The sequence below is a fragment of the Hymenobacter artigasi genome (assembly GCF_012275535.1).
In the GTDB taxonomy this organism is placed as follows: Bacteria; Bacteroidota; Bacteroidia; order Cytophagales; family Hymenobacteraceae; genus Hymenobacter; species Hymenobacter artigasi.
In genome coordinates this window covers 327,221-347,657 of sequence record NZ_JAAVTK010000002.1, presented here as the reverse complement: position 1 = coordinate 347,657, position 20,437 = coordinate 327,221, and the positions used below count along the sequence as shown (strand labels likewise).

Here is a 20,437-nt window from a genome sequence, read left to right as displayed (position 1 = left end):
GCCTCAACTCCCGTATAGCGGCCTACCATCTATCCTTATTCTAATGAAAACCCCTAATAATAAAACCACCAAGCCGCGCGTGCTCGTCACCGGTGGCACCGGCAAGCTGGGCAAAGTCTGCGTAGCCGATTTGCAGGCCCATGGCTACGACGTGTTCGTGGTCGATACCGTGCCGGCCGGCGAAAACGTGCCCCACATGGTGGCCGACCTCGCCGATTTCGGCCAGACGCTGGATGCCCTCTCATCGGTAGGCCACCACATTTATGCGGGTGTGGCTCCGCAGGCGTTCGATGCCGTGGTGCACCTGGCGGCCATCCCCACGCCGCGCATCGCCCCCGATGCCCACATCTTCCAGAACAACATCATGAGCACCTACAACGTGTTCGAGGCGGCACGGCGGCTGGGCATCCGCAACGTTATCTGGGCCAGCAGCGAAACTACGCTGGGCGAGCCCTTCGACGAAAAGGCCCCCTACGCGCCCGTTGATGAGGATTACCCGCTGCGCGCCAAAAGCGCCTACGCCTTGGCCAAGGTGCTGATGGAGGACATGGCCCGCCTGTTCTGCTACCAAACGCCCGATATGAAGCTTGTGGGCCTGCGCTTCAGCAACGTGATGGAGCCCGCCGACTACGCCAAATTCCCCGGCTACAACGATGACCCCCAGGAGCGCAAATGGAACATGTGGGCCTATATCGACGCTCGCGACGGTGCCCAGGCCATCCGCAAAGCCGTGGAGTGGCAGGCCACCGGCATGCACGCCTTCATCATTGCCAACGCCGATACCGTGATGTCGAAATCCTCGACCGACCTCATGGCCGAGGTGTTTCCCGGCGTGGAAGTGCGCAAAAAGCTGGGCCAGCACGAAACGCTGCTCTCCATCGAAAAAGCCCGCCGCGAACTGGGCTACGAGCCCGAATACAGCTGGCGCGAGGCGAAAGCCAAGGCCCCGGCGAAGAAAAAGCAGGTTTAGGGGGAACGGGCTAATACTGCCGCTTGAAAGTATTAATGCCCGAATTTTATCCAACCTGCGGCTTTTTTGGGCGTAAACCCAGATAGCCGGGCATTCTTCCGGCCACACACTTCCAGCTTCCCAAAATACTATGAGCATCTTCAGCAGCGACAAACTCAAGGGCAAGAAAATTGCCATCATTGCCACCGACGGCTTCGAGCAGGCCGAGCTCGACGACCCCAAGAAATACCTCGAAGGCGAGGGCGCCGAAACCCACGTCATTTCCCTCAAAAGCGGCTCCATCAAGGGCTGGGACGGCCCCAAAAAGGACTGGGGCAGCAAGGTCGATGTCGATAAAGTAATCACCGATGCCAAGCCGGCCGACTACGACGCCCTGGTGCTGCCGGGCGGCCAAATGAACCCCGACATTCTGCGTACCAATAAAGACGTGGTGGCTTTCGTGAAGGAATTTGCCGGCTCCGGCAAGGTAGTAGCCGCCATTTGCCACGGCCCCTGGACGCTGATTGAGGCCGATGTAGTGCGCGGCAAGCGCATGACCAGCTGGCCCAGCCTGCAAACCGACCTGCGCAATGCCGGCGCGCATTGGGAAGACTCGGAAGTGGTGACCGACCACGGCCTCATCACCAGCCGCAAGCCGGAGGACATTCCGGCCTTCAACAAGAAGATTGTGGAAGAAATGCTGGAGCCCCAGCACGGCGGGCATAACTAGCACCCGCCTGACTGCCAATAAGTAGCTGCCTAGTGCTAAGCCACCTGCATCTTATTTATTCGCTTCATCTTCCGGCTCTACGTCCGCGTAGGATAGGGGTGACGTCAAGCAAAGAGGCCCGGCAACTTAGGTTGCCGGGCCTCTTTGCTTGTTACGGACGCGCAAGGTGCAGAAGGTCAGGGCTATTTCTGGCTCATAATCCAGGTGTAGATACTGGCCTGGGCATCGGGCGAGATGGGCGCGGGCGACATCCCATCGGCTTCCACTTTGCTCAGCTGCAAGGCGTGGTTGAGGCCGGGTACGTGCAGCTCGGTTACGCGGGCATTGCTGCGGAGGCCTTTTTTGAGGAGGGCCAGATTAACTGTGGCATTCACCTCGGCATCGTCTTCGCCCTGCAGCAGCAGCACGGGGCACTGCACCTTGGGCAGCGTGGGCAGGGGGTCGAAGGCCAGATAGTTGCGGTAGGCGGGCGTGGTCAGGGTTTGCACGCTGGTCTGCACATCCTCCGGCGCAATGTTGGGGTAGCGCTGGCGCAGCATGTTGCTGAGAATGGCCTGGGCCTGCGCGTTGTCGGGCGTTTGGCGCACTATTTCCAGCATGGCGCGCTGGTGCTTCACCAGGGTTTCCTCGTCGCGGCGCATGGCCATTTTCTGGCGCAGGCGCTGCTGGTCGAGGTAGGTTTGCACCTGGGCGCTGTTAGAGCCGTGGGCGCGCATTTTGGCGGCTTCCTGCTCGGCAGCCACCTGGTCGAGGCGGTACTTGTGCTGGCGTTGCGCATCGGTCGAATCGTTGCCGAGCACCTTGCCGTACATGGTGGGCTGGGTGGCCAGCAGCTCGCGGCCGGGCAAGCCCGCCGCTGCCAGCGTTACCACAAACGTGGGCGCCAGCAGCTGCGCGCTGGCCAGCAGGGCCACGTTGCCACCCTCGCCGTGGCCGATAAGGCCGAGCCGCGTTACATCGACCTGGGGCCGGGTGCGCAGGTAGTTCAGGGCCGCCAGGGCATCGGCCGAGCGTTCGGCCAGCGTGCCGGGCGTAGCGGGGCCGTTGTCGGGGCCGCGCTCTTCCAGGCGCAGCACCACCATGCCCTTGCTCACGAGGTAGTCGGCCAGGTTGGTCAGCAGCTGCTTGTCGGCCGGGGTGGGGGCCAGGGTACCGGCCTTGTGCTCGGCCAGCAGCACCGCCGCCGGAAAAGGCCCGGGGCCGGTGGGCAGCCGTAGCACCCCGTTGAGGCGCATGCCCCCGGCCGGCGACGAGAGCACCACCGCCTCTACCCGGTCGAGGGTGTTGGCCGGCGCATCAAACGTCAGCAGCAGGCAAAAAGCGGCGAGAACAGGGCGGAAAGAGCGCATAAGAGGGAGGCTGAAAACCAGCCTTCCCCGGAATACTCGGGGCGTGGGCGGTGGTGACAGAGCTACGCAAAGCTCTACCACCCGTATTCTCAACGGATTGGTTTCCCGTTGAACCGGTCTGTTTCGTCGCCTTATGGTGCCATTTGCTGCGCGAACGGAAACCGGCTATTCTCATAATGGGCCGATAATCCCAATCTGGGATAAAATACCTGTCATCCCAGCAGCCGAAACCAGTCGCGCCCCAGCCAGTGCAGCAGGCTCCACATGGTAGCATCAAACACCAGCAGAAATCCACCCTGCACCCACAGCGAGCGGCCAAAGCCCAGCAGCCGCACGGGAAGCGCCTGCCCCGGCACCAGGGCCCGCGCCCGCAGGTAGTAGCCGGTCATGATATAGGCCACGTCGAGCCCGGCATTTAGCAAAAACAAGTTCTCGTTGAACAGCTGCGATTGCAGCAGCTCGGCGGGCACCAGCCCGGCCGGTGCCACAAAGTGCAGCTGCAGAATGCCCCACGCGGCCAGCCCGGCATTCACCAGGCCCCAGCCCACGTTCATGCCGTGGAAGTAGAACGATTCGTGCCGCCGGTCGCTGTGGGCCAGGTAGTAGCCGCTGCCCACCAGGTTGAGCAGTACCCACGCCGCCAGCACGGCCAGGCCCCGGCCCAGCAGCAGCTCGCGCGTCATAAACAGGCTGGCAATATCGACGGCAGCGGGGGAGGCGGGCATGGTAACGGAATGGGCGGTAAGGGGAAAGAAAAAAGGAAGCCCTGGTGGGGCTTCCTTTCTTAACAAAAATGCTAAGCGGTGCGCTTATTGACGCAGGCCAATGGCTACATATAGCTGCACAACCTGGTTGTGCACCGAGGGCAGGGTAACCGTGGAAGTACCACCATTGGCGCTGGGGTACTGCTTGCTGGTATCGAATATTTTGCCAAAAGACAGGTCGTAGCGAGCGCCAAGGCGTGCGGGGCCTACGCGGTACTCCAATCCGCCGATGCCGCCGAAATCCACCGTGTTGAAGCCTCTGGCCGCCAGGCCCAAGTCCTCATCGCCCTGCTTGGCCTTGGTGAGCAGCGAAATCTGCGGACCAATATGAAAGCTGAAATTATCGGTAACATTGCCCACGTAGAGGATGGGCAGTTCAAGGTAATCGAGGCGAGTGGTTTTGTTAACGAGGCTCACATTGCTGCCATTCACCACGTTGATGTCGGAGTTGTAGCCCTTGCGATTGTAGAGCAATTCCACCTGAATCGACGAAAAGTTATTGAGCCCGAACTGACCATAAACGCCCGCATGGAAGGCATTGTAAGCCGATACGTTGGTGATGCCATCGCCGTAGGGGCGGGAGAAGTTGTAGCCGCCTTTCACACCAAAACCGGTATTGCCCGATTCGGTCGATTTGCCGCCCGTGTAGTCTTTGGAAGACGTAGCGCCGCCGGGAGCCGCCTGGGCAAACGCAGAAGAAGCCGAAGTAACAGCCAGCAGCAATAGTAGGAGAGTCTTTTTCATGGGTGAAATGAAGTGAGGGTAATGGGCCAGCGGCCGGGGAAGATTACTATTCCCGTTTGCCACTATACTTTGCCGGGACCATAAGGTTGCCTGTAGGCCTCGTTCGGGAGAAAAAAGTGGGCCCGGTTAGTCTCATCCGCAACGCGGAACTACCTTTGAGGCGGCGGCCTGCGGGCATGGCCAATTCCGGGGTGTTAGCTCAGTTGGTTCAGAGCGCCACCCTGACACGGTGGAGGTCGTTGGTTCGAGCCCAATACGCCTCACGAAAACCCTCATTGCACCGCGCAATGAGGGTTTTTTTATGGATTAACCCCCGGTTTACTCACTGCGGTTTCCAGAGCCATGTACAGGATGTAGCGCCGCGACACTTCGCGTCTCCCCGTTGAACGACGCTCACGCGAGGAGACGCGACGTATTCTGCCTGAAATACGCTACAGCATTATCATTTAGGTGAATAAGTATTATTCTGGCCCCAGCGGGTATGGGCCCTGCGGGGCTTGGCGAACGGCGGCCTGACTTCCTGCCTGCCGCTGCCATTGGCTTGGAGTGGGCTGCAGCGCGGTCCTGCAGGGCGGAGCCCGGCGGGCGGCCGCTACCTGACGCATGTCATGCGATGCGACAATTCTGGTCATGGGAAAGGAGGGGAGGCGAAGGGACCTTTGAGGAAGGCTGATTTTTTGGCCGGCCCGCACTTTTCTCATTCCAATTCCCGCCCGCCCATGCAACCCACTCAATTGCTTACGCCGCCCGCCGCTACTGAGCGCGTGACTGATGCTGCCATTGTGGCTGCCGTGCGCGCCATGCTCCATTTCAACCCGCGCGTGCGCTCGGCCGAAACGCTGGTGCAGGTGCTCGATGGGGTGGTGACGCTGGCCGGCACCGTGCGCAACCTGTGCATCCGGCAGGGGGCCGAGCAGGACGCCCGCCACGTGATGGGCGTGGCCAACGTGCACAACCTGCTCAAGGTGCGGCCCGCCCAGCTGGTGCCCGACGAAGAAATTCGCCAGACCGTTGTTGCCGCCCTGGGCCGCGACCCTTACGTGGGCCACCTGCCATTTGGCGTGCAGGTGCACGGCGGGCAGGCCCTGCTCACGGGCCGGGTCGACACGCATTTTGAGCTGGAGCGGGCCGGCGATGTGGCAGCCGGCGCGAATGGCGTGGTGGGGGTGCACAACCAGCTGGCCGTGGCGGGCGCGGCGGCCGGGCTGGCATCGGCCTCGGCTCCGCGCAACCCTGACCGCAACCTGGTGGCCCAGGAGGCCCACGAAGCCGGTGCCCACGAGGTGAACAACCACCTGCTCGTGCTGAATACCGACCCACGCATCAACCACCAAACCCCCGTCGAACATGGAATCGAAGCCTAGCCCCGCCCGTCACTACGCCGAAGATTCGGTGTGGTCCATCAGCGCCGGCACCCGGCAGGGCGCGCAGGAAGCCGATGCCTGCATGGCCGCCGACGACTGGCTGTATGCCGCCCCCGGCCCGCTGGTGCCGGCTGCGGCCCGGCCCAAGGGTGCCCCCAGCCCGCCCCCAATGCCTTCGCACTGATTTCTGAACCTCTTTTTCTTCATTGCCATGACGCCTTCCATCATTATTCTGACCGATTTTTTCGCTGTTTCCAACCGGGCGTTGTCCTATGCCGCCGGGCTGGCCGTGCCACTGAAGGCCAGCCTGCTGCTGCTGCACGCCCGCCACGACGAGCTGCTGGCCCCGGCAGCGTTTGCCAGCCGGCACACGACCGACGGCGAGCTGAAAACCGCTTACGCCCTGGAAAAGCTGGCGGCCGCGCAGCCCGTGGATACGGACGTCGACATTTCGAGCTTCTCGCTGGCCGAAGCCCTGCAGGAAGTAGTGGGGCAGCGCCCGCCCCTGCTGGTGGTGCTGGGCCGGGCCGGAGCCGAGCCCACCCCCGAAGACCTGGTAACGGCCACGGCTATGGACCTGCTGCGCCACACGCCCTACCCGCTGCTGGTGATACCGCCGGCCGGCTGGGATGCCTTCCCGCCCCGCCGCCTGCTGCTGGCCGTGGATGGCGAACCCTTCAGCCTGGTCGAATACCGCGACGTGCTCAACCAGCTGCTGCACGCCACCCACGGTACCCTCAGCCTGGTGCAGGTGACGGACAACGGCGCAACGCCCCCGAGCGCGGCCGCCGTGCTCGACACGGTGCGTACCAACGACCTGGTGAGCGAGCTGGCCGAAAACAGCCTGCGCCAGGTGTACCAGAACACCATTGTGGGCGGTATTCTGCAGGAGGCAGCCGGGCAGCAGGCCGATATGCTGGTGGTTATCGCCCGTCGGCATAGCCTGCTGGGTGGCCTGTTCCACCGCAGCGTGACGGCGCAGCTGCTGCGCGAAAGCGCCATTCCGGTGCTGGTGCTGCCGGCGGCGGACTAGGCTTTTAGCTGAAACCGGACGTCAGGCTGAGCATGACCGTTGCTCCTGCCCCTCTTTCGCTCACCTTCCCATTCTCCCGTCATGGCCCTCACGCTCGTTGTTTTTGCCGGTTTTTATGCCACTCCCCGCCACACGGTGCACTACGCCAATACCCTGGCGCAGGCCCTGTACGGCCCGCTGGTGCTGCTGCACGTCAACCGGGCGTCGATGTTCGACCCCTACGCGCTGATGGCCGAAAGCTACCACCAGGACGAGCTGAACCGCCAGACGGATACCGCCGCCGCCCTTTACCGGCTGGCCGAGGAGCTACACACCCAGCCCACCGTGGAGGTGGCCACCGACCTGCTGCCCGAAGTAGCCCACGACCTGGCCACCCGGCACCACCCGGCCCTGTTCGTGCTCAGCCAGCCCGCCGCGCACCCGGCCGATAGCAGCGTGGCCCAGGGCTGCGCCGAGTTGTTGCGGGCCGGCCACTTCCCGCTGCTGCTGGTGCCGCCCACCGCCCCGGCCGACCAGCCCCCGCGCCGCATCCTCATCGCCGCCGACCGGGAGCCCTTCAACCTGGCAACCAATGCCCAGCCCCTGCGCCAGCTGCTGGCGCTGCCCGGTGCGGTACTCACCGTGGCCCACGTATCGAGCGGGGTAGAAGACGACGCCGGGTGCAGTGCCGCCCTGCGCGCCGTGCAGCTCAGCGGCCTGACAACCGGCCTGCCCACGCCCGGGCTGCGCGGCTACACGCACGAGAGCTACGCCGAGGGCCTGCTGGCCGCCGTGCAGGACACTCAGGCCGATTTGGTCGTCGTGCTGGCCCGCGAGCGCAGCTACCTCGGCGAGCTTTTTCATGAAAGCGTGACGGCTCGCCTGCTGGCCCATTGCCCCGTGCCGGTGCTGGTGCTGCCGGTGGTTGCGCCCACGCCCGCCCCTGTTTCCGCGTCCGCGTCCGAGTCGGACCACTTCGCGATTGCCGCCCAGCTTACCAATTCGGTGCTTGCCGGCCTGGCTCCCGCCAACTGACCGTTGGCGGGCCTCACTGGGAGCCCCTTGCTTATTCCGCTCACTAAAAAGCCCTAAAGTCATGAAAAAGAAGCCCCTGCTGCCGCCCACCACTACGCCGGTTGTGCCGGACCTGGCCGCCGAAGCCCACGAAGGCACGCCGGAATACGGCGAATTCGGAGAACCGTCTACCGAGCCGGCCCCGGAGCCCGCCCCCGACCACCGGGCCGAGGGCGGCAACGTGTTCGACCTGCGCGATGAGCAAACCACTCTCTAACAAAAATCAGCTAATCAGGCAATTATTGTCATGGCCCGGCTAAGCCCGGCCCCGGACCTTTATGCCCGGCGCAACCCCCGGCCCCGACCGGTTCGGGAGCTGCGCCAACAGCTTAAAACACCTACTTCATGGATAAGGATTTGCAAGGAAAAACGGCCCTGGTTACCGGGGCGGCGTCGGGTATTGGCCGGGCGGTGGCGCTGCTCTACGGGCAGCACGGGGCCAACGTCATGGTGTCGGATATCGACGAGGAGCAGGGCCGGCAGGTGGTGGCCGAGCTAACCGCCGCCGGGGCCAACGCCCGCTTCTACAAGGCCGATGTGGGCGACCCCGCCCAGTGCCACCAGCTGGTGCAGGAAACGGTGGCCGCCTTCGGCACGCTCGATGTGGCCTGCAACAACGCCGGCATCACCGGCGAGCTGAGCCTGACCGCCGACTACTCGCTCGAAGGCTGGCAGAAGATTATTAATGTGAACCTGAACAGCGTGTTCTTCTGCCTTAAATACGAGCTGGAAGTGATGCTGAAGCAGGGCCACGGCGCCATTATCAACATGGCCTCCATTCTGGGGCAGGTGGGCACGCCCACGCTGGCCGGCTACGTGGCGGCCAAGCACGCCGTGGTGGGCCTCACCCAAACGGCCGCCCAGGAATACGCCGCGCAGGGCGTTCGCATCAACGCGGTGGGTCCGGGCTACATCGATACGCCGCTACTCAAGGACTTCTCGGCCAAAACCAAGCAGGCGCTCGTGGCGCTGCATCCCATCGGCCGGCTGGGCCGTTCCGAGGAAGTGGCCGAGCTGGTCATCTGGCTCAGCTCCGACAAGGCCTCGTTCGTCACCGGTGCCTACTACCCCGTCGATGGCGGCTATCTGGCTAAGTAACGGATGGCTGGCACGCTAGTCACTCCCGTGCCAGGAATGCACCACGTTGCCGATTGGTTCTTGTCCCGCAAAACGGCTCATAAGCGTTTAATGGGCAACCAGCAACACCAGCCGCGGCAAGCCCTGCCCAACCGCAGCCCGCAATGCGCCATTTCCACCGATGGGCGGGCATGATTGCGCCGCTCGTCCGCCAGCTTTTGCTGGCTGGCGAAGAAAAAACGCCTAACCCTAACTACTATGGAAACCAGCACCCTCGCCCCGCCCGCCGTGCGCCCGGCCCCAGTGCCGCTCACGGCGGAAGAAGTCACGCTCATCGATGCCTACTGGCGGGCGGCCAACTACCTGTCGGTGGGTCAGATATACCTGTGCGACAACCCCTTGCTGCGCGAGCCGCTCGCGCTGGCGCACGTCAAGAAGATGCTGCTGGGGCACTGGGGTACCACGCCGGGCCAGAACTTCATTTATACCCACCTCAACCGGGCCATTAAAGCGCACGACCTGAACATGATTTACCTATCCGGACCCGGCCACGGCGGGCCGGCGGTGGTGGCGGGTACTTACCTGGAAGGCACTTACAGCGAGGTGTACCCCAACATCAGCCAGGATGAAATCGGGCTGAAACGGCTGTTTACGCAGTTTTCCTACCCCGGCGGCATTTCCAGCCATGCCTCGCCCCAAACGCCGGGCTCCATTCACGAAGGCGGCGAGCTGGGCTACTCGCTCAGCCACGCCTTCGGGGCGGTGTTTGATAACCCCGAGCTGGTGGTGGCCTGCGTGATTGGCGACGGCGAGGCCGAAACCGGCCCGCTGGCCACGGCCTGGCACTCCAACAAGTTCCTCAACCCAGCCCGCGACGGCGCGGTGCTACCCATTCTGCACCTCAACGGCTACAAGATTTCCAACCCCACGGTGCTGGCCCGCATCACGCCCGATGAGCTGGACCAGCTGCTGCGCGGCTACGGCTGGACGCCCTACTACGTGGAAGGCCACGAGCCCGAGCTGATGCACCAGGCCATGGCGGCGGTCTTGGAAGAAGTCGTTGCCAATATCCAACAGATTCAGTATGAGGCCCGTGAAAACGGCGACCTCACCCGGCCGCGCTGGCCGATGATTGTGCTGAAATCGCCCAAGGGCTGGACCGGCCCCAAGGAAGTGGACGGCGTGCCCAACGAGGGCACCTTCCGGTCGCACCAGGTGCCGCTGGCCGTGTCGGCCAGCGCGCCGCCCGCGCACCTGGCCCAGCTCGAAGGCTGGCTGAAAAGCTACCGGCCCGAAGAGCTGTTCGATGATGAAGGCAAGCTGCGGCCCGAAATAGCCGCGCTGGCCCCGCAAGGTACCCACCGCATGGGCGCCAACCCCAACGCCAACGGCGGCCTGCTGCTGCACGATTTGCACCTGCCCAACTACGCCGACTACGCCGTAGCCGTGCCCGCGCCGGGTGCCGTGGAGGCCAGCGATACCGGCACGGTAGGCAAGTTTCTGCGCGACGTGCTGCGGCTGAACGCCGCCCCGCGCAACTTCCGCGTCTTCGGGCCCGATGAAACGATGTCGAACAAGCTCGAAGCCGTGTTCGAAGCCACCAACCGCCAGTGGGATGCCGCCGTGGAGGTCAACGACGAATTCCTGGCCCCGGAGGGCGGCGTGCTCGAAATGCTGAGCGAGCACCAGTGCGAGGGCTGGCTGGAAGGCTACCTGCTCACCGGCCGCCACGGGCTGTTCAACTGCTACGAGGCATTTGTGCACATCGTGGACTCGATGTTTAACCAGCACGCCAAGTGGCTGAAGCTGACGCTTGAAATTCCGTGGCGCCGCAAAATTGCCTCGCTCAACTACCTGCTCACGTCCACCGTGTGGCGGCAGGACCACAACGGCTTCACGCACCAGGACCCCGGCTTTATTGACCACGTTATCAACAAGAAAGCCAGCATTGTGCGCGTGTACCTGCCGCCCGATGCCAACTGCTTGCTCTCGGTGATGGACCACTGCCTGCGCAGCCGCCACTACGTGAACGTGATTGTGGCCGGCAAGCACCCCGCCCCGCAGTGGCTGCCCATGGACGCCGCCCGCACCCACTGCGCCGAGGGCATCGGCCTCTGGCCCTGGGCCAGCACCGACGCCGGCCAGGAGCCTGATGCCGTGCTGGCCTGCTGTGGCGACGTGCCCACCCTGGAAATCCTGGCCGCCGCCAGCATCCTGCGGGAGCACCTGCCGGAGCTGAAAATCCGGGTCGTGAACGTGGTCGATTTGCTGAAGCTGGAGCGCAGCACCGAGCACCCCCACGGCTTGAGCGAGGCCGACTATGACGCGCTGTTTACCCGCGACAAGCCCGTTATTTTCGCCTTTCACGGCTATCCGTGGCTGGTGCATCGCCTCACCTACAGCCGCGCCAACAACCAGCTGCTGCACGTGCGCGGCTACAAGGAGGAAGGCACCATCACCACGGCCTTCGACATGACGGTGCTCAACGACATGGACCGCTTCCACCTGGCCATGGACGTGCTCGACCGCGTGCCCCAGCTCGGCAACAAGGGCGCTTATCTCAAACAGCACCTCAAGAATAAGCTGGTGGAGCACAAGCGCTACATCGAGCACCACGGCGAAGACATGCCCGAAATCCGCAACTGGCAGTGGAAAGCCTAGCGCCCGTCCTGTCATCCTGAGCGCAGCCTGTCATCCTGAGCTTGCGAAGGACCTTATCACCGAAAAACAGTTTGCGGTAATCCAACTGATGTGAGCATGATAAGGTCCTTCGCTGCGCTCAGGATGACAGTCGTTTTAATAGCAAAGCCATGAACCTAAATACCCTAACTACCACCGCCCAGGCGCTGATGGCCCCCGGTAAGGGCCTGCTGGCCATGGACGAAAGCACCGGCACCTGCAACGCCCGCTTCGCCGCGCTGGGCATCCCCGAAACCGTGGAGGCCCGCCGTGCCTACCGCGAGCTGCTGGTGACCACGCCGGGCCTGGGCGCGGGCATCAGTGGGGCCATTCTGTTCGATGAAACCATCCGGCAGCGCACAGCGGCGGGCGTTTTGTTCATGGAAATCCTGCAGCAGGCGGGCATTATCCCCGGTATCAAAGTGGACCTGGGCGCGCACGAGCTGGCCGGCTTTCCCGGCGAGCAGGTGACCGAAGGGCTCGACGGCCTGCGCCCGCGCTTGGCCGAATACGCGGCGCTGGGAGCCCGCTTCGCCAAGTGGCGGGCGGTGCTCACCATCGGCCACGACCGGCCCAGCCGGGCCGGTATTGCGGCCAATGCCCACGCCCTGGCCCGCTACGCCGCCCTGTGCCAGGCGGCCGGTCTGGTTCCCATAGTGGAGCCCGAAGTGCTGCTGACTGGCCCCCACGCCCTGGCCCGCTGCGCCGCCGTGACGGAAGACGTGCTGCACGAGGTATTTGCCCAGCTGCGCACCCAGGGCGTGGCCCTGGAAGGGATATTGCTGAAGCCCAGTATGGTACTGGCCGGGGCCGACTGCCCCAAACAGCCCACCACCGCGCAGGTGGCCGATGCTACCGTGGCCTGCCTGTTGCGCACGGTGCCAGCGGCCGTTCCCGGCGTGGCGTTTTTGTCGGGTGGGCAGTCGCCCGAGCAGGCCACGCGCCACCTGGCGGCCATGCACAGGCGGTTTGCCGGCCGGTTGCCGTGGTCGCTCACGTTCTCGTTTGGCCGGGCGCTGCAACAGCCAGCCCTGGAAATATGGGGCGGAGCGGCGGCCAACGTGCCCGCCGCCCAGCAGGCCCTGCTGGAGCGGGTGCGCAGCAACGCGGCGGCGGTGATTGAGGCACGCGTTAGCCTGAGCTGCTAATGCGAATAAGCAGAATATCATTTAATTAGCCTATGCCCCGCCTCGCGTTCGCTCCCGGCCTTACCAGCAAAGCCGTGCTGGCCGCCCGCCTGACCCACGGCCCCAACGTACTGCCCGCAGCCAAGGGCTCGGGGCTACTGGCCACCCTGCGGGAAGTAGTGCTGGAGCCCATGTTTCTGCTGCTGCTGGTGGCTTGTGCGGTGTATGTCGGGCTGGGCGAAGTGGCCGAGGCCATCACGCTGGGCGTGGCGCTGCTGGTAGTGGCGGGCATCTCGGTGTACCAGGAAATCCGCAGTGATAAGGCGCTGGGGGCCCTGCGCCAGCTCACGCAGCCCCGGGCCCAGGTGCGCCGCAATGGCGTGGTAGCCACTGTGCCGGTCGAAGACCTGGTGGTGGGCGACGCGGTGCTGGTGGCCGAAGGCGCCCGCCTGCCCGCCGACGGCACCGTGACCGAGCTGAACGACTTCTCCGTGGATGAGGCCATTCTGACCGGCGAGGCCGTGGCGGTAGCTAAGGCCGTGGGCGACCCGGCCTTTGCGGGCACCAGCACCGTGGCGGGCAGCGCCTGGCTCACGGTTACGGCCGTGGGCACGGGCACCCGGCTCGGCCGCATCGGGCAAAGTCTGGAAGCTATTGATACCGAAAAAACGCCCTTGCAGCTGCAGGTGCGGCAGTTTGTGCTGCGCATGGCCTGGGTGGGGGCGGGGGCGTTTGTGCTGGTGTGGGGAGTGAACTTTGCCCATTCCGGCAACTGGGTCACGGCCCTGCTCTTCGGCCTCACGCTGGCCATGTCCATTCTGCCCGAGGAAATTCCGGTGGCTTTCAGCAGCTTTATGGCGCTGGGCGCGGCGCGGCTGAGCCGGCTGGGCGTGCTCACCAAGCAGCCCCAAACCGTGGAAAGCCTGGGCTCGGCCACCGTCATCTGCGCCGATAAAACCGGCACCCTCACCCAGGAGGGCATGCGCGTGGCGCAGCTTTATGATGGGGCCACGGCCAGCATTGTGTCGCTGCCCGGTGCGCTCCCACCCACGGCTGCCCAGGTGCTGGCCTGCGCCCGCTACGCCAGCGAAACCGAACCCTTCGACGCCATGGAAAAGGCCATTGTGGCCGCCTTCGCTACCGCCGCCCCGGCCGCCGCTGCCGCTCCTAGCCCCATGCTACACGAGTATCCGCTGGGCGGCACTCCACCCATGATGACCCATGTGCGCCAGGTAAGCGGCCAGCCCCTGGTGGCCGGCAAAGGGGCCGTAGAGCATATTCTGGCCGTGTGCCGCCCGGCCCCGGCCGTAGCCGAGGAAATTCGGCGGGTCACCAGGGAGCTGTCGGGCCGGGGCTACCGGGTGCTGGGCGTGGCGCAGGCGGCGCAGGCCGGCCCCGACTTCCCGGCCGCACAGGACGATTATGCCTGGGAGTTTCTGGGGCTGATTGCCCTCGAAAACCCGCCCAAAGCCAATGCGGCGGCCGTTATCCAGGAGTTTCTGGCAGCCGGTATTCAGGTGAAGATGATAACCGGCGACTTCCCCGAAACCGCCCAGGCCATTGCCCGCCAGGTGGGCCTGCCGGGGGCCGAAACCCTGCTCACCGGCCAGCAGGTGATGGACTTATCCAACGCCGAGCTTCAGCAGCAGGCCACTGCCACGGCGGTATTTGCCCGCATGTTTCCGGAGGCCAAGCTGAAGGTGGTGGAAGCCCTGAAAGCCAACGGCGAAGTAGTAGCCATGACCGGCGACGGCGTGAATGACGGCCCCGCCCTGAAAGCCGCCCACATCGGCGTGGCCATGGGCCGGCGCGGCACCGAAGTGGCCCGGCAGGCGGCCTCGCTGGTGCTCGTCGACGATGACCTTGCGGGCATGGTGACGGCCATTGCCCAGGGCCGGCGCATCTACCAGAACTTCAAAAAGGCGGTTTTCTACGTCGTTTCCATTCACATCCCCATTGTGCTCACGGTGGCTGTGCCGCTGCTGGCGGGGTGGGAGTGGGCCAACCTGTTCACGCCCGTGCACATCATATTCCTGGAGCTGGTGATGGGTCCGACCTGCTCTATCGCCTTCGAAAACGAGCCCGCCGAGGCCGGCCAGATGCAGCAGCCGCCGCGCCCGCTCAGCAGCACCTTCCTGGCCGGGGCCGAGCTCGGCCGCAGCCTGCTGCAGGGCCTTGGCATTGCGGCGGCGGTACTGGGCGTGTACTACGCGGCCATGCGCCTGGGCCTGCCGCTGCCGGTGGGCCGCACGCTGGTGTTTGCCACGCTGGTGCTCAGCAATGTGGGCCTCACGCTGGTCAACCGCTCGTTCACGCAATCGGTGTGGCGCACCCTGCGCGTGCCCAACCGCATCCTCTGGCTGATGCTGGCCCTCACGCTGGCCCTGCTGCTGATTACGCTGCTGGTGCCGGCGGCGCAGCGGTTGTTCGGCTTTGCGCCCGTGCCGCTGGCCTGGCTGGGCGGGTGCGCGCTGGCCGCGCTGGTGGGAGTGGGCTGGGTGGAAGGCTACAAGGCCCTGCGGCACCAATGATACCGGCGGCGGCCTGGGCAGCGAAGCGGAGCCGAAGCCGTCGCTCGCAAATAACCTGAATAATAAATACGTATAGCCCGATGATTATCAGCTAAAAACCGGATTTATATCATGGGTTGCGCCAGCCGCCGGCCGGAACCTTGCGGAGCCTTGTTTCGGGCCGATTACCATTTCTCTTTCCGCTTCATTCTATGAAAGTTACCGTCTTCGGTACCCTGGCCTTCGCTCGCCGGGCTCTGAAACAAACCACGGACGGCCGCCACCCGCTGCGACCCCGCGGAGCCCTTTCCACTACTGTCGCTGCCGTTATGGCCCGTCCCGATTCCCGGGCTGCGCCCCGGCTGTAACCCCCTCGCCCGCCTTTCTGCTTATCTGTTATGCAACCGTATCACCTTATCTATCAAAGCCAGTGGATGGAGCCGATGGGGGCCACCGCCCTCCACGAGCTGCTGCTGCAGTCCCGCGCCTACAACCGGCAGCACGGCATCACCGGCGTGCTGCTGCACACGCCCGAGGGCCGCTTTCTGCAAGTGCTGGAAGGCCCCCGGGCCGCCGTCCGGCACCTCTATTACCACGCCATCCTGTCGGACCCGCGCCACCACCACTGCCAGGTGCTGGGCGAAGGGTCGTGGCCAACGCGCAGCTTCGCCACTTGGACGATGGGCCTCCGCTACGCCCAGCCCAGCGACCTGCGTACCCTACTGGGCGAGGCCACCAACAACTCCCTCGGCCTGACGCCCCGCCCTTACCCCCGGCCCCAGCTGCTGGGCCTGGTGCTCGATTTTGTGGCCCTGGACCACGTTCCGGCCTGGCAGGAGCAGCCCTGAAAGCGGCCCGTCTGCCCCCGGCTTGATGAACATCATCAATTGGCCTGCTGAAAGTCAGGGCGGCGTGGCGGGCCCGGGCGCAACCTTTGCCAAAACCCCAAATGCCCAGCGCCGAAGTTGGCCTGTGGCCTGAGTACCCATTTTTTAATCCGCTTATTATGACGTGCGAAACCCCCAAAAACACTACCGGTAAAGTATTGCTCACCGCCCTGGCCGGCGCGGGCGTGGGTGCGCTCACCGGCATCCTGCTGTACTCCAAAAAAGGCATGGCGCGCCGCCAGCACTTCCGCGACTTCCGCACCGACCAACGGCTGCGCCTGCGCGGCGACTGGGACCAGCTAAAAGACAAGCTGCAGCAAACCTACACCCACCTTACCGACGAGGACCTGACCTACGTGGAAGGCAAGGGCCACGAGCTGGTAAGCCGCCTGAAAGCCAAGCTGGGCAAGCGCAAGCGTCAGGTTATCAAAATGCTGAACGCCCTGTAGGTCTTCAATAGCTTTACTGCCAGGGCATGCCGGCCATTGGCCGCAAGCCCCGAACAGAACGTCATGCTGCGCTGGCCGAGGCATTTCTACCGCACAAGTAAATAATTACTGATGCGGTAGAGATTCCTCGGCCAGCGCAGCATGACGTTTTTATTTAAACGCTCTCGTTTTAGCAACGGCTGTTACGCAGGGGCTACGGCGGCTGTTTGATTGGTTTTCATAATAAAAAACACAATCAAGCATCTAAAAATCAAGGGAATAGCAGATTGGGGCGTGCGCCGGTGGCTGGCGCGGTTTCAACTGCTGAAAACGCGGGCCGGCCTGGCCAGCTCCGGCCACAGCTGGCTAGGCCGCCGGCCCGCGCAGGTGGTGCCCACGGATGGCAAATAAGCAACAGTGTACCCGCAAAATCCCTGCTGAAAATCAGCCCAATGCTTGATGCTCGTCATGCGGCTGGCGGCTGGCTCCGCGTAATCTTGCCTCTCCAATTCGCCGCTATCGCTGCCGCCGGGCAGTAGGTAGGCGGCAGCAATGGTCCGTTGCCAGTTTTCTCCTCATTCAACCCCCCTCTTATATGAACCACGCCCCCGTAATGACCGCGCTCTACGACACCCACGAGCAAGCCGAGCAGGCCGTTAAAAAGCTCCAGCATCACGGTTTCAACATGCAGCAGCTCTCCATTGTGGGCCGCGACTACCACGCCGAGGAAAACGTGGTGGGCTACTACAACATGGGCGACCGTATAATGAAATGGGGCGGCAACGGGGCCTTCTGGGGCAGCATGTGGGGCATGCTGATGGGCTCCGCCTTCATTCTTATTCCGGGCGTGGGTCCGCTTGTGCTGGCCGGGCCGCTGGTGGGTATGCTGGTGGGCGCGCTGGAAGGTGCCGTGGTGGTAGGCGGCGTGAGTGCCCTGGGCGCGGCGCTGGTGAGCCTGGGCGTGCCCGACAACAGCGTGCTGGAATACGAAACCGAAATTAAGGTGGGGAAATACATGCTCCTGGCTCACGGCACGGCCGCCGAGGTGGCGCAGGCCCGCGAGATTCTGGGAGCCAATACGGCTGTGTTAGCTTAATTATTGATGTTACGCCGGTAGCACTTGAGTCAGAAGCTGCGCTTGGCCACTGGTTTCGCGTCCTGAAAAACGGCTCAACCGCGTTCTGCCAGCAGCCAGCAGCTAAACCTGCAGCCGCCACTGCTTAACATCAGCTACTAAATCAGCCGCTTATGCAGCATCACCTGCTCCGTCAACCGGCCCGCCGGTGCAGCCTGCCGGAGCGAGTAATTATCCCATTTCCCTTTCGAAAACGGGGCCCCCGATTGCCGCGTGTCAGCCCATGAACCTCAACCGACACCGAACACCTTGCCCGTCTGCCGTGCCACCCGGGCGCTGGCTGCTGCTGCTGCTCGTGGCTTTGGCCGGCTGCCGGGATAAGGCCGAGCGGGTGAAACCGGTGTGGTCGGCTATTTCGGAGTCGGTGTACGCGGCTGGAACTGTGAAGAGCGGGCAGCAGTACCAGGCGTTTGCCACCGCTGGGGGCATTATTCAAATGGTGTTGGTGCGCGAGGGCGACTCGGTGCGGGTGGGCACGCCGCTGCTCTCCATTGCCAGCGACGTGCAGCAGCTCAACCAGGAAAACGCCGCCCTGGCCGCCCGCTACGCCGCCGTGGCCGCCAACCAAAGCCAGCTCGAAGAGGCCCGCCAGCGCATTGCCCTGCAACGCCGCACCATGCAGAACGACCAGCTGCAGCTCACGCGCCAGCGCCAGCTCTGGCAACAAACCATCGGCACGAAGCTGGCGCTGGAGCAGCGCGAGCTGGCCTACGCCGGCTCCCGAGCCGCTTACGAGTCGGCCGTGCTCAACTACCAGACGCTCAAAAAGCAGCTCGATTTCGGGGCCGCGCAGTCGCGCAAAAACCTGCAGATTGCCCAGCGGCAGGCCAGCGACTTCGTGCTGCGCAGCAAAGTAAACGGCATCGTGTACCAGCTCTACCGCGAAAAAGGCGAGGCCGTGACGCCCCAAACGCCGCTGGCCCTGCTGGGCGACGCCCGCCACTTCGTGCTCGAAATGCAGGTAGACGAGTCCGACATCGTGAAAATCCGCCCCGGTCAGCTGGTGCTGGTCACGCTGGACAGTTACAAGGGGCAGGTGTTCACGGCCCGCGTCAGCGCCATTTCGCCGATGATGAACACCGGCAGCCGCACGTTTCAGGTAGATGCGGCCTTCGTGCGCCAGCCGCCGGTGCTCTACCCGTTCGTGAGCTTCGAGGCCAACATCGTGCTGCAAACCAAAGCCAAAGCGCTGCTGATTCCGCGCCGCCTGCTGGTCGACGACTCCACGGTGCGGAAGGCCGACGGCCAGCTGGCGCGGGTGAAAATCGGCCTGCGCGACTACCAGATGGTGGAAATCCTGGCCGGCCTCACGCCCGCCGACGAACTCACGGCCCCCGCGAAATGAAGCTGCCCCTGCTCTACGACGTGGCCCTGTCGCTGCTGCTGGCCCGGGGGCGGCAGTCGCTGGTGGCGGCCGTGGGCGTCACGTTCAGCATCACCATGTTCATTGCGCTGCTCAGCTTCATGGCGGGCCTCAACCAGCTGCTCGACGGGCTGGTGGTGAACCGCACGCCCCACATTCGCCTTTATAACGAGGTGCAGCCAGCCCCGCGGCAGCCCATCGACCGCTATACCAGTGCCGGCGCGGGGCGGCAGCACCATTTCATCCGCTCCATCAGGCCCAGCGACGAGCTGCCGCGCATTCGCAACGTCGGGGCTATCATCGCGGCCCTGCGCCGCGACCCGCGCGTGCGCGGAGTGGCTCCCAAAACCCAGGCCCAGGTGTTCTACAACGTGGGCACCATCAACCTCACCGGCACCATCAGCGGCATCGAGGTGGAGCAGGAAGACCGGCTGTTTGCCTTCGGCGACTACGTGACGACGGGCAATCCGCTCAGCCTCAAAACCGTGGCCAATAGCATTATCCTCGGCAAAGCCGCCGCCGACATTATGCTGGTGGGCGTGGGCGACGTGGTGCAAATCACCACCGTGAAGGGCAACCACGTCCAGCTCAAAGTGGTCGGTTTGTTCGAGTCGGGCCTGCTCGATGTGGATAAAGTGCAGAGCTACACCTCCCTGTTCACGGCCCAAAAGCTGCTCGGCGAAGCCAACAACTACGTCACCGACGTGCAGGTGAAGCTCTACGATTTCAGCCTGGCACCGCCGCTGGCCCGGGAATACGCGCAGCGCTACGACGTGCAGGCCCTGGACATCCAAACCGCCAATTCGCAGTTTGAAACCGGCACCTTCATCCGCACGCTCATTTCGTATACCGTGGGCATCACGCTGCTGATTGTGGCGGGCTTCGGGATTTATAACATCCTGAATATGATGATTTACGAGAAGATGGACACTATTGCCATCCTCAAGGCCATCGGGTTTTCGGGGGGCGATGTGCGGCGGCTGTTTGTGGCGGTGGCGCTGGCCATTGGGCTGTCGGGCGGCGCGGCGGGGCTGCTGTTCGGCTTCGGGCTCTCGGTCCTGATTTCCTACGTGCCGTTTCACCCGGCCTCGCTGCCCACGGTGCACTTCTACCCGGTCAGTTTCAACCCGGTTTTCTACGGCATCGGGGCGGTGTTCTCGCTCATTACCACTTATCTGGCGGGATATTTTCCGGCCCGCAAGGCCAGCCGGGTCGACCCGGTCGACATCATCCGAGGCAAGTAAC

General features: G+C 64.0%; 19 protein-coding genes and 1 tRNA gene. 17 read left to right on the top strand and 3 right to left on the bottom strand.

Features of this window, described 5'->3' with window-relative positions; genetic code table 11:
- The first annotated feature begins 43 nt into the window (after nucleotides 1-43).
- Together HBN54_RS05000 and HBN54_RS04995 are read left to right on the top strand one after the other, a co-directional pair.
- Nucleotides 44-970 (top strand): NAD-dependent epimerase/dehydratase family protein, encoded by a 927-nt coding sequence (locus HBN54_RS05000; protein WP_168672056.1) that lies wholly within the window; start codon nucleotides 44-46, stop codon nucleotides 968-970.
- Between the two features lie 130 nt (nucleotides 971-1,100).
- Nucleotides 1,101-1,679 carry a type 1 glutamine amidotransferase domain-containing protein gene (locus tag HBN54_RS04995; protein WP_168672055.1) on the top strand — a complete coding sequence of 193 codons (579 nt, stop codon included), beginning with the start codon at nucleotides 1,101-1,103 and terminating at the stop codon, nucleotides 1,677-1,679.
- A gap of 182 nt (nucleotides 1,680-1,861) precedes the next feature.
- On the opposite strand, the gene HBN54_RS04990 is transcribed toward HBN54_RS04995, so the two are convergent.
- From HBN54_RS04990 to HBN54_RS04980, 3 genes are all read right to left on the bottom strand, one after another.
- A complete protein-coding gene (locus HBN54_RS04990) occupies nucleotides 1,862-3,028 on the bottom strand; it encodes an alpha/beta hydrolase family protein (protein ID WP_168672054.1) in 1,167 nt (388 codons plus the stop codon).
- Between the two features lie 212 nt (nucleotides 3,029-3,240).
- Nucleotides 3,241-3,753 (bottom strand): DUF6992 family protein, encoded by a 513-nt coding sequence (locus HBN54_RS04985; protein WP_168672053.1) that lies wholly within the window; start codon nucleotides 3,751-3,753, stop codon nucleotides 3,241-3,243.
- An 84-nt stretch (nucleotides 3,754-3,837) separates the two neighbouring features.
- On the bottom strand, nucleotides 3,838-4,536 hold the full coding sequence (locus HBN54_RS04980) for a porin family protein (protein WP_168672052.1): 699 nt from the start codon (nucleotides 4,534-4,536) through the stop codon (nucleotides 3,838-3,840).
- A 188-nt stretch (nucleotides 4,537-4,724) separates the two neighbouring features.
- Between HBN54_RS04980 and HBN54_RS04975 the strand changes: the two genes are divergently transcribed.
- From HBN54_RS04975 to HBN54_RS04905, 15 genes are all read left to right on the top strand, one after another.
- Nucleotides 4,725-4,799: transfer RNA gene (locus tag HBN54_RS04975), tRNA-Val, on the top strand.
- 456 nt (nucleotides 4,800-5,255) lie between these two features.
- The gene (locus HBN54_RS04970) at nucleotides 5,256-5,900 is read left to right on the top strand and encodes a BON domain-containing protein (protein WP_168672051.1); all 645 of its coding nucleotides are present in this window, start codon (nucleotides 5,256-5,258) and stop codon (nucleotides 5,898-5,900) included.
- Nucleotides 5,884-6,084, top strand: coding sequence for a hypothetical protein (locus HBN54_RS04965; protein ID WP_168672050.1), 201 nt, complete (start codon nucleotides 5,884-5,886; stop codon nucleotides 6,082-6,084). Before HBN54_RS04970 ends, HBN54_RS04965 begins: the two co-directional genes overlap by 17 nt.
- Nucleotides 6,085-6,111: 27 nt before the next feature.
- Nucleotides 6,112-6,933, top strand: a complete 822-nt coding sequence (locus tag HBN54_RS04960) for a universal stress protein (RefSeq protein WP_168672049.1) — start codon at nucleotides 6,112-6,114, stop codon at nucleotides 6,931-6,933.
- 81 nt (nucleotides 6,934-7,014) lie between these two features.
- A complete protein-coding gene (locus HBN54_RS04955; protein WP_168672048.1) occupies nucleotides 7,015-7,947 on the top strand; it encodes a universal stress protein in 933 nt (310 codons plus the stop codon).
- Between the two features lie 61 nt (nucleotides 7,948-8,008).
- The gene (locus tag HBN54_RS04950) at nucleotides 8,009-8,203 is read left to right on the top strand and encodes a hypothetical protein (RefSeq protein WP_168672047.1); all 195 of its coding nucleotides are present in this window, start codon (nucleotides 8,009-8,011) and stop codon (nucleotides 8,201-8,203) included.
- 128 nt (nucleotides 8,204-8,331) lie between these two features.
- Nucleotides 8,332-9,084, top strand: a complete 753-nt coding sequence (locus HBN54_RS04945; RefSeq protein ID WP_168672046.1) for an SDR family NAD(P)-dependent oxidoreductase — start codon at nucleotides 8,332-8,334, stop codon at nucleotides 9,082-9,084.
- Between the two features lie 237 nt (nucleotides 9,085-9,321).
- Nucleotides 9,322-11,724 carry a phosphoketolase family protein gene (locus tag HBN54_RS04940; RefSeq protein WP_168672045.1) on the top strand — a complete coding sequence of 801 codons (2,403 nt, stop codon included), beginning with the start codon at nucleotides 9,322-9,324 and terminating at the stop codon, nucleotides 11,722-11,724.
- A 149-nt stretch (nucleotides 11,725-11,873) separates the two neighbouring features.
- Nucleotides 11,874-12,890 carry a class I fructose-bisphosphate aldolase gene (locus HBN54_RS04935; protein ID WP_168672044.1) on the top strand — a complete coding sequence of 339 codons (1,017 nt, stop codon included), beginning with the start codon at nucleotides 11,874-11,876 and terminating at the stop codon, nucleotides 12,888-12,890.
- A gap of 32 nt (nucleotides 12,891-12,922) precedes the next feature.
- Entirely contained in the window at nucleotides 12,923-15,400 is a 2,478-nt protein-coding gene (locus HBN54_RS04930; protein WP_168672043.1) for a cation-translocating P-type ATPase, read from the top strand.
- A gap of 377 nt (nucleotides 15,401-15,777) precedes the next feature.
- Nucleotides 15,778-16,227, top strand: coding sequence for a BLUF domain-containing protein (locus tag HBN54_RS04925; protein ID WP_168672042.1), 450 nt, complete (start codon nucleotides 15,778-15,780; stop codon nucleotides 16,225-16,227).
- Between the two features lie 158 nt (nucleotides 16,228-16,385).
- On the top strand, nucleotides 16,386-16,715 hold the full coding sequence (locus HBN54_RS23385; protein WP_235955388.1) for a hypothetical protein: 330 nt from the start codon (nucleotides 16,386-16,388) through the stop codon (nucleotides 16,713-16,715).
- Nucleotides 16,716-17,289: 574 nt separating this feature from the next.
- Nucleotides 17,290-17,790 carry a general stress protein gene (locus HBN54_RS04915; RefSeq protein ID WP_168672041.1) on the top strand — a complete coding sequence of 167 codons (501 nt, stop codon included), beginning with the start codon at nucleotides 17,290-17,292 and terminating at the stop codon, nucleotides 17,788-17,790.
- A gap of 301 nt (nucleotides 17,791-18,091) precedes the next feature.
- The gene (locus HBN54_RS04910) at nucleotides 18,092-19,174 is read left to right on the top strand and encodes an efflux RND transporter periplasmic adaptor subunit (protein ID WP_317170169.1); all 1,083 of its coding nucleotides are present in this window, start codon (nucleotides 18,092-18,094) and stop codon (nucleotides 19,172-19,174) included.
- On the top strand, nucleotides 19,171-20,436 hold the full coding sequence (locus HBN54_RS04905; protein WP_168672039.1) for an ABC transporter permease: 1,266 nt from the start codon (nucleotides 19,171-19,173) through the stop codon (nucleotides 20,434-20,436). The genes HBN54_RS04910 and HBN54_RS04905 overlap by 4 nt, the downstream gene beginning before the upstream one ends.
- Nucleotide 20,437 lies beyond the last annotated feature (1 nt).

Bases quoted from the DNA above. Each gene is read 5' to 3' on its own strand.
- HBN54_RS04905 (WP_168672039.1), top strand. From the start codon at position 19,171: ATGAAGCTGCCCCTGCTCTACGACGTGGCCCTGTCGCTGCTGCTGGCC.
- HBN54_RS04945 (WP_168672046.1), top strand. From the start codon at position 8,332: ATGGATAAGGATTTGCAAGGAAAAACGGCCCTGGTTACCGGGGCGGCG.
- HBN54_RS04970 (WP_168672051.1), top strand. From the start codon at position 5,256: ATGCAACCCACTCAATTGCTTACGCCGCCCGCCGCTACTGAGCGCGTG.
- HBN54_RS04965 (WP_168672050.1), top strand. From the start codon at position 5,884: ATGGAATCGAAGCCTAGCCCCGCCCGTCACTACGCCGAAGATTCGGTG.
- HBN54_RS05000 (WP_168672056.1), top strand. From the start codon at position 44: ATGAAAACCCCTAATAATAAAACCACCAAGCCGCGCGTGCTCGTCACC.
- HBN54_RS04990 (WP_168672054.1), bottom strand. From the start codon at position 3,028: ATGCGCTCTTTCCGCCCTGTTCTCGCCGCTTTTTGCCTGCTGCTGACG.
- HBN54_RS23385 (WP_235955388.1), top strand. From the start codon at position 16,386: ATGACGTGCGAAACCCCCAAAAACACTACCGGTAAAGTATTGCTCACC.
- HBN54_RS04955 (WP_168672048.1), top strand. From the start codon at position 7,015: ATGGCCCTCACGCTCGTTGTTTTTGCCGGTTTTTATGCCACTCCCCGC.
- HBN54_RS04935 (WP_168672044.1), top strand. From the start codon at position 11,874: ATGAACCTAAATACCCTAACTACCACCGCCCAGGCGCTGATGGCCCCC.
- HBN54_RS04930 (WP_168672043.1), top strand. From the start codon at position 12,923: ATGCCCCGCCTCGCGTTCGCTCCCGGCCTTACCAGCAAAGCCGTGCTG.
- HBN54_RS04940 (WP_168672045.1), top strand. From the start codon at position 9,322: ATGGAAACCAGCACCCTCGCCCCGCCCGCCGTGCGCCCGGCCCCAGTG.
- HBN54_RS04980 (WP_168672052.1), bottom strand. From the start codon at position 4,536: ATGAAAAAGACTCTCCTACTATTGCTGCTGGCTGTTACTTCGGCTTCT.
- HBN54_RS04915 (WP_168672041.1), top strand. From the start codon at position 17,290: ATGAACCACGCCCCCGTAATGACCGCGCTCTACGACACCCACGAGCAA.
- HBN54_RS04960 (WP_168672049.1), top strand. From the start codon at position 6,112: ATGACGCCTTCCATCATTATTCTGACCGATTTTTTCGCTGTTTCCAAC.
- HBN54_RS04950 (WP_168672047.1), top strand. From the start codon at position 8,009: ATGAAAAAGAAGCCCCTGCTGCCGCCCACCACTACGCCGGTTGTGCCG.
- HBN54_RS04925 (WP_168672042.1), top strand. From the start codon at position 15,778: ATGCAACCGTATCACCTTATCTATCAAAGCCAGTGGATGGAGCCGATG.
- HBN54_RS04985 (WP_168672053.1), bottom strand. From the start codon at position 3,753: ATGCCCGCCTCCCCCGCTGCCGTCGATATTGCCAGCCTGTTTATGACG.
- HBN54_RS04995 (WP_168672055.1), top strand. From the start codon at position 1,101: ATGAGCATCTTCAGCAGCGACAAACTCAAGGGCAAGAAAATTGCCATC.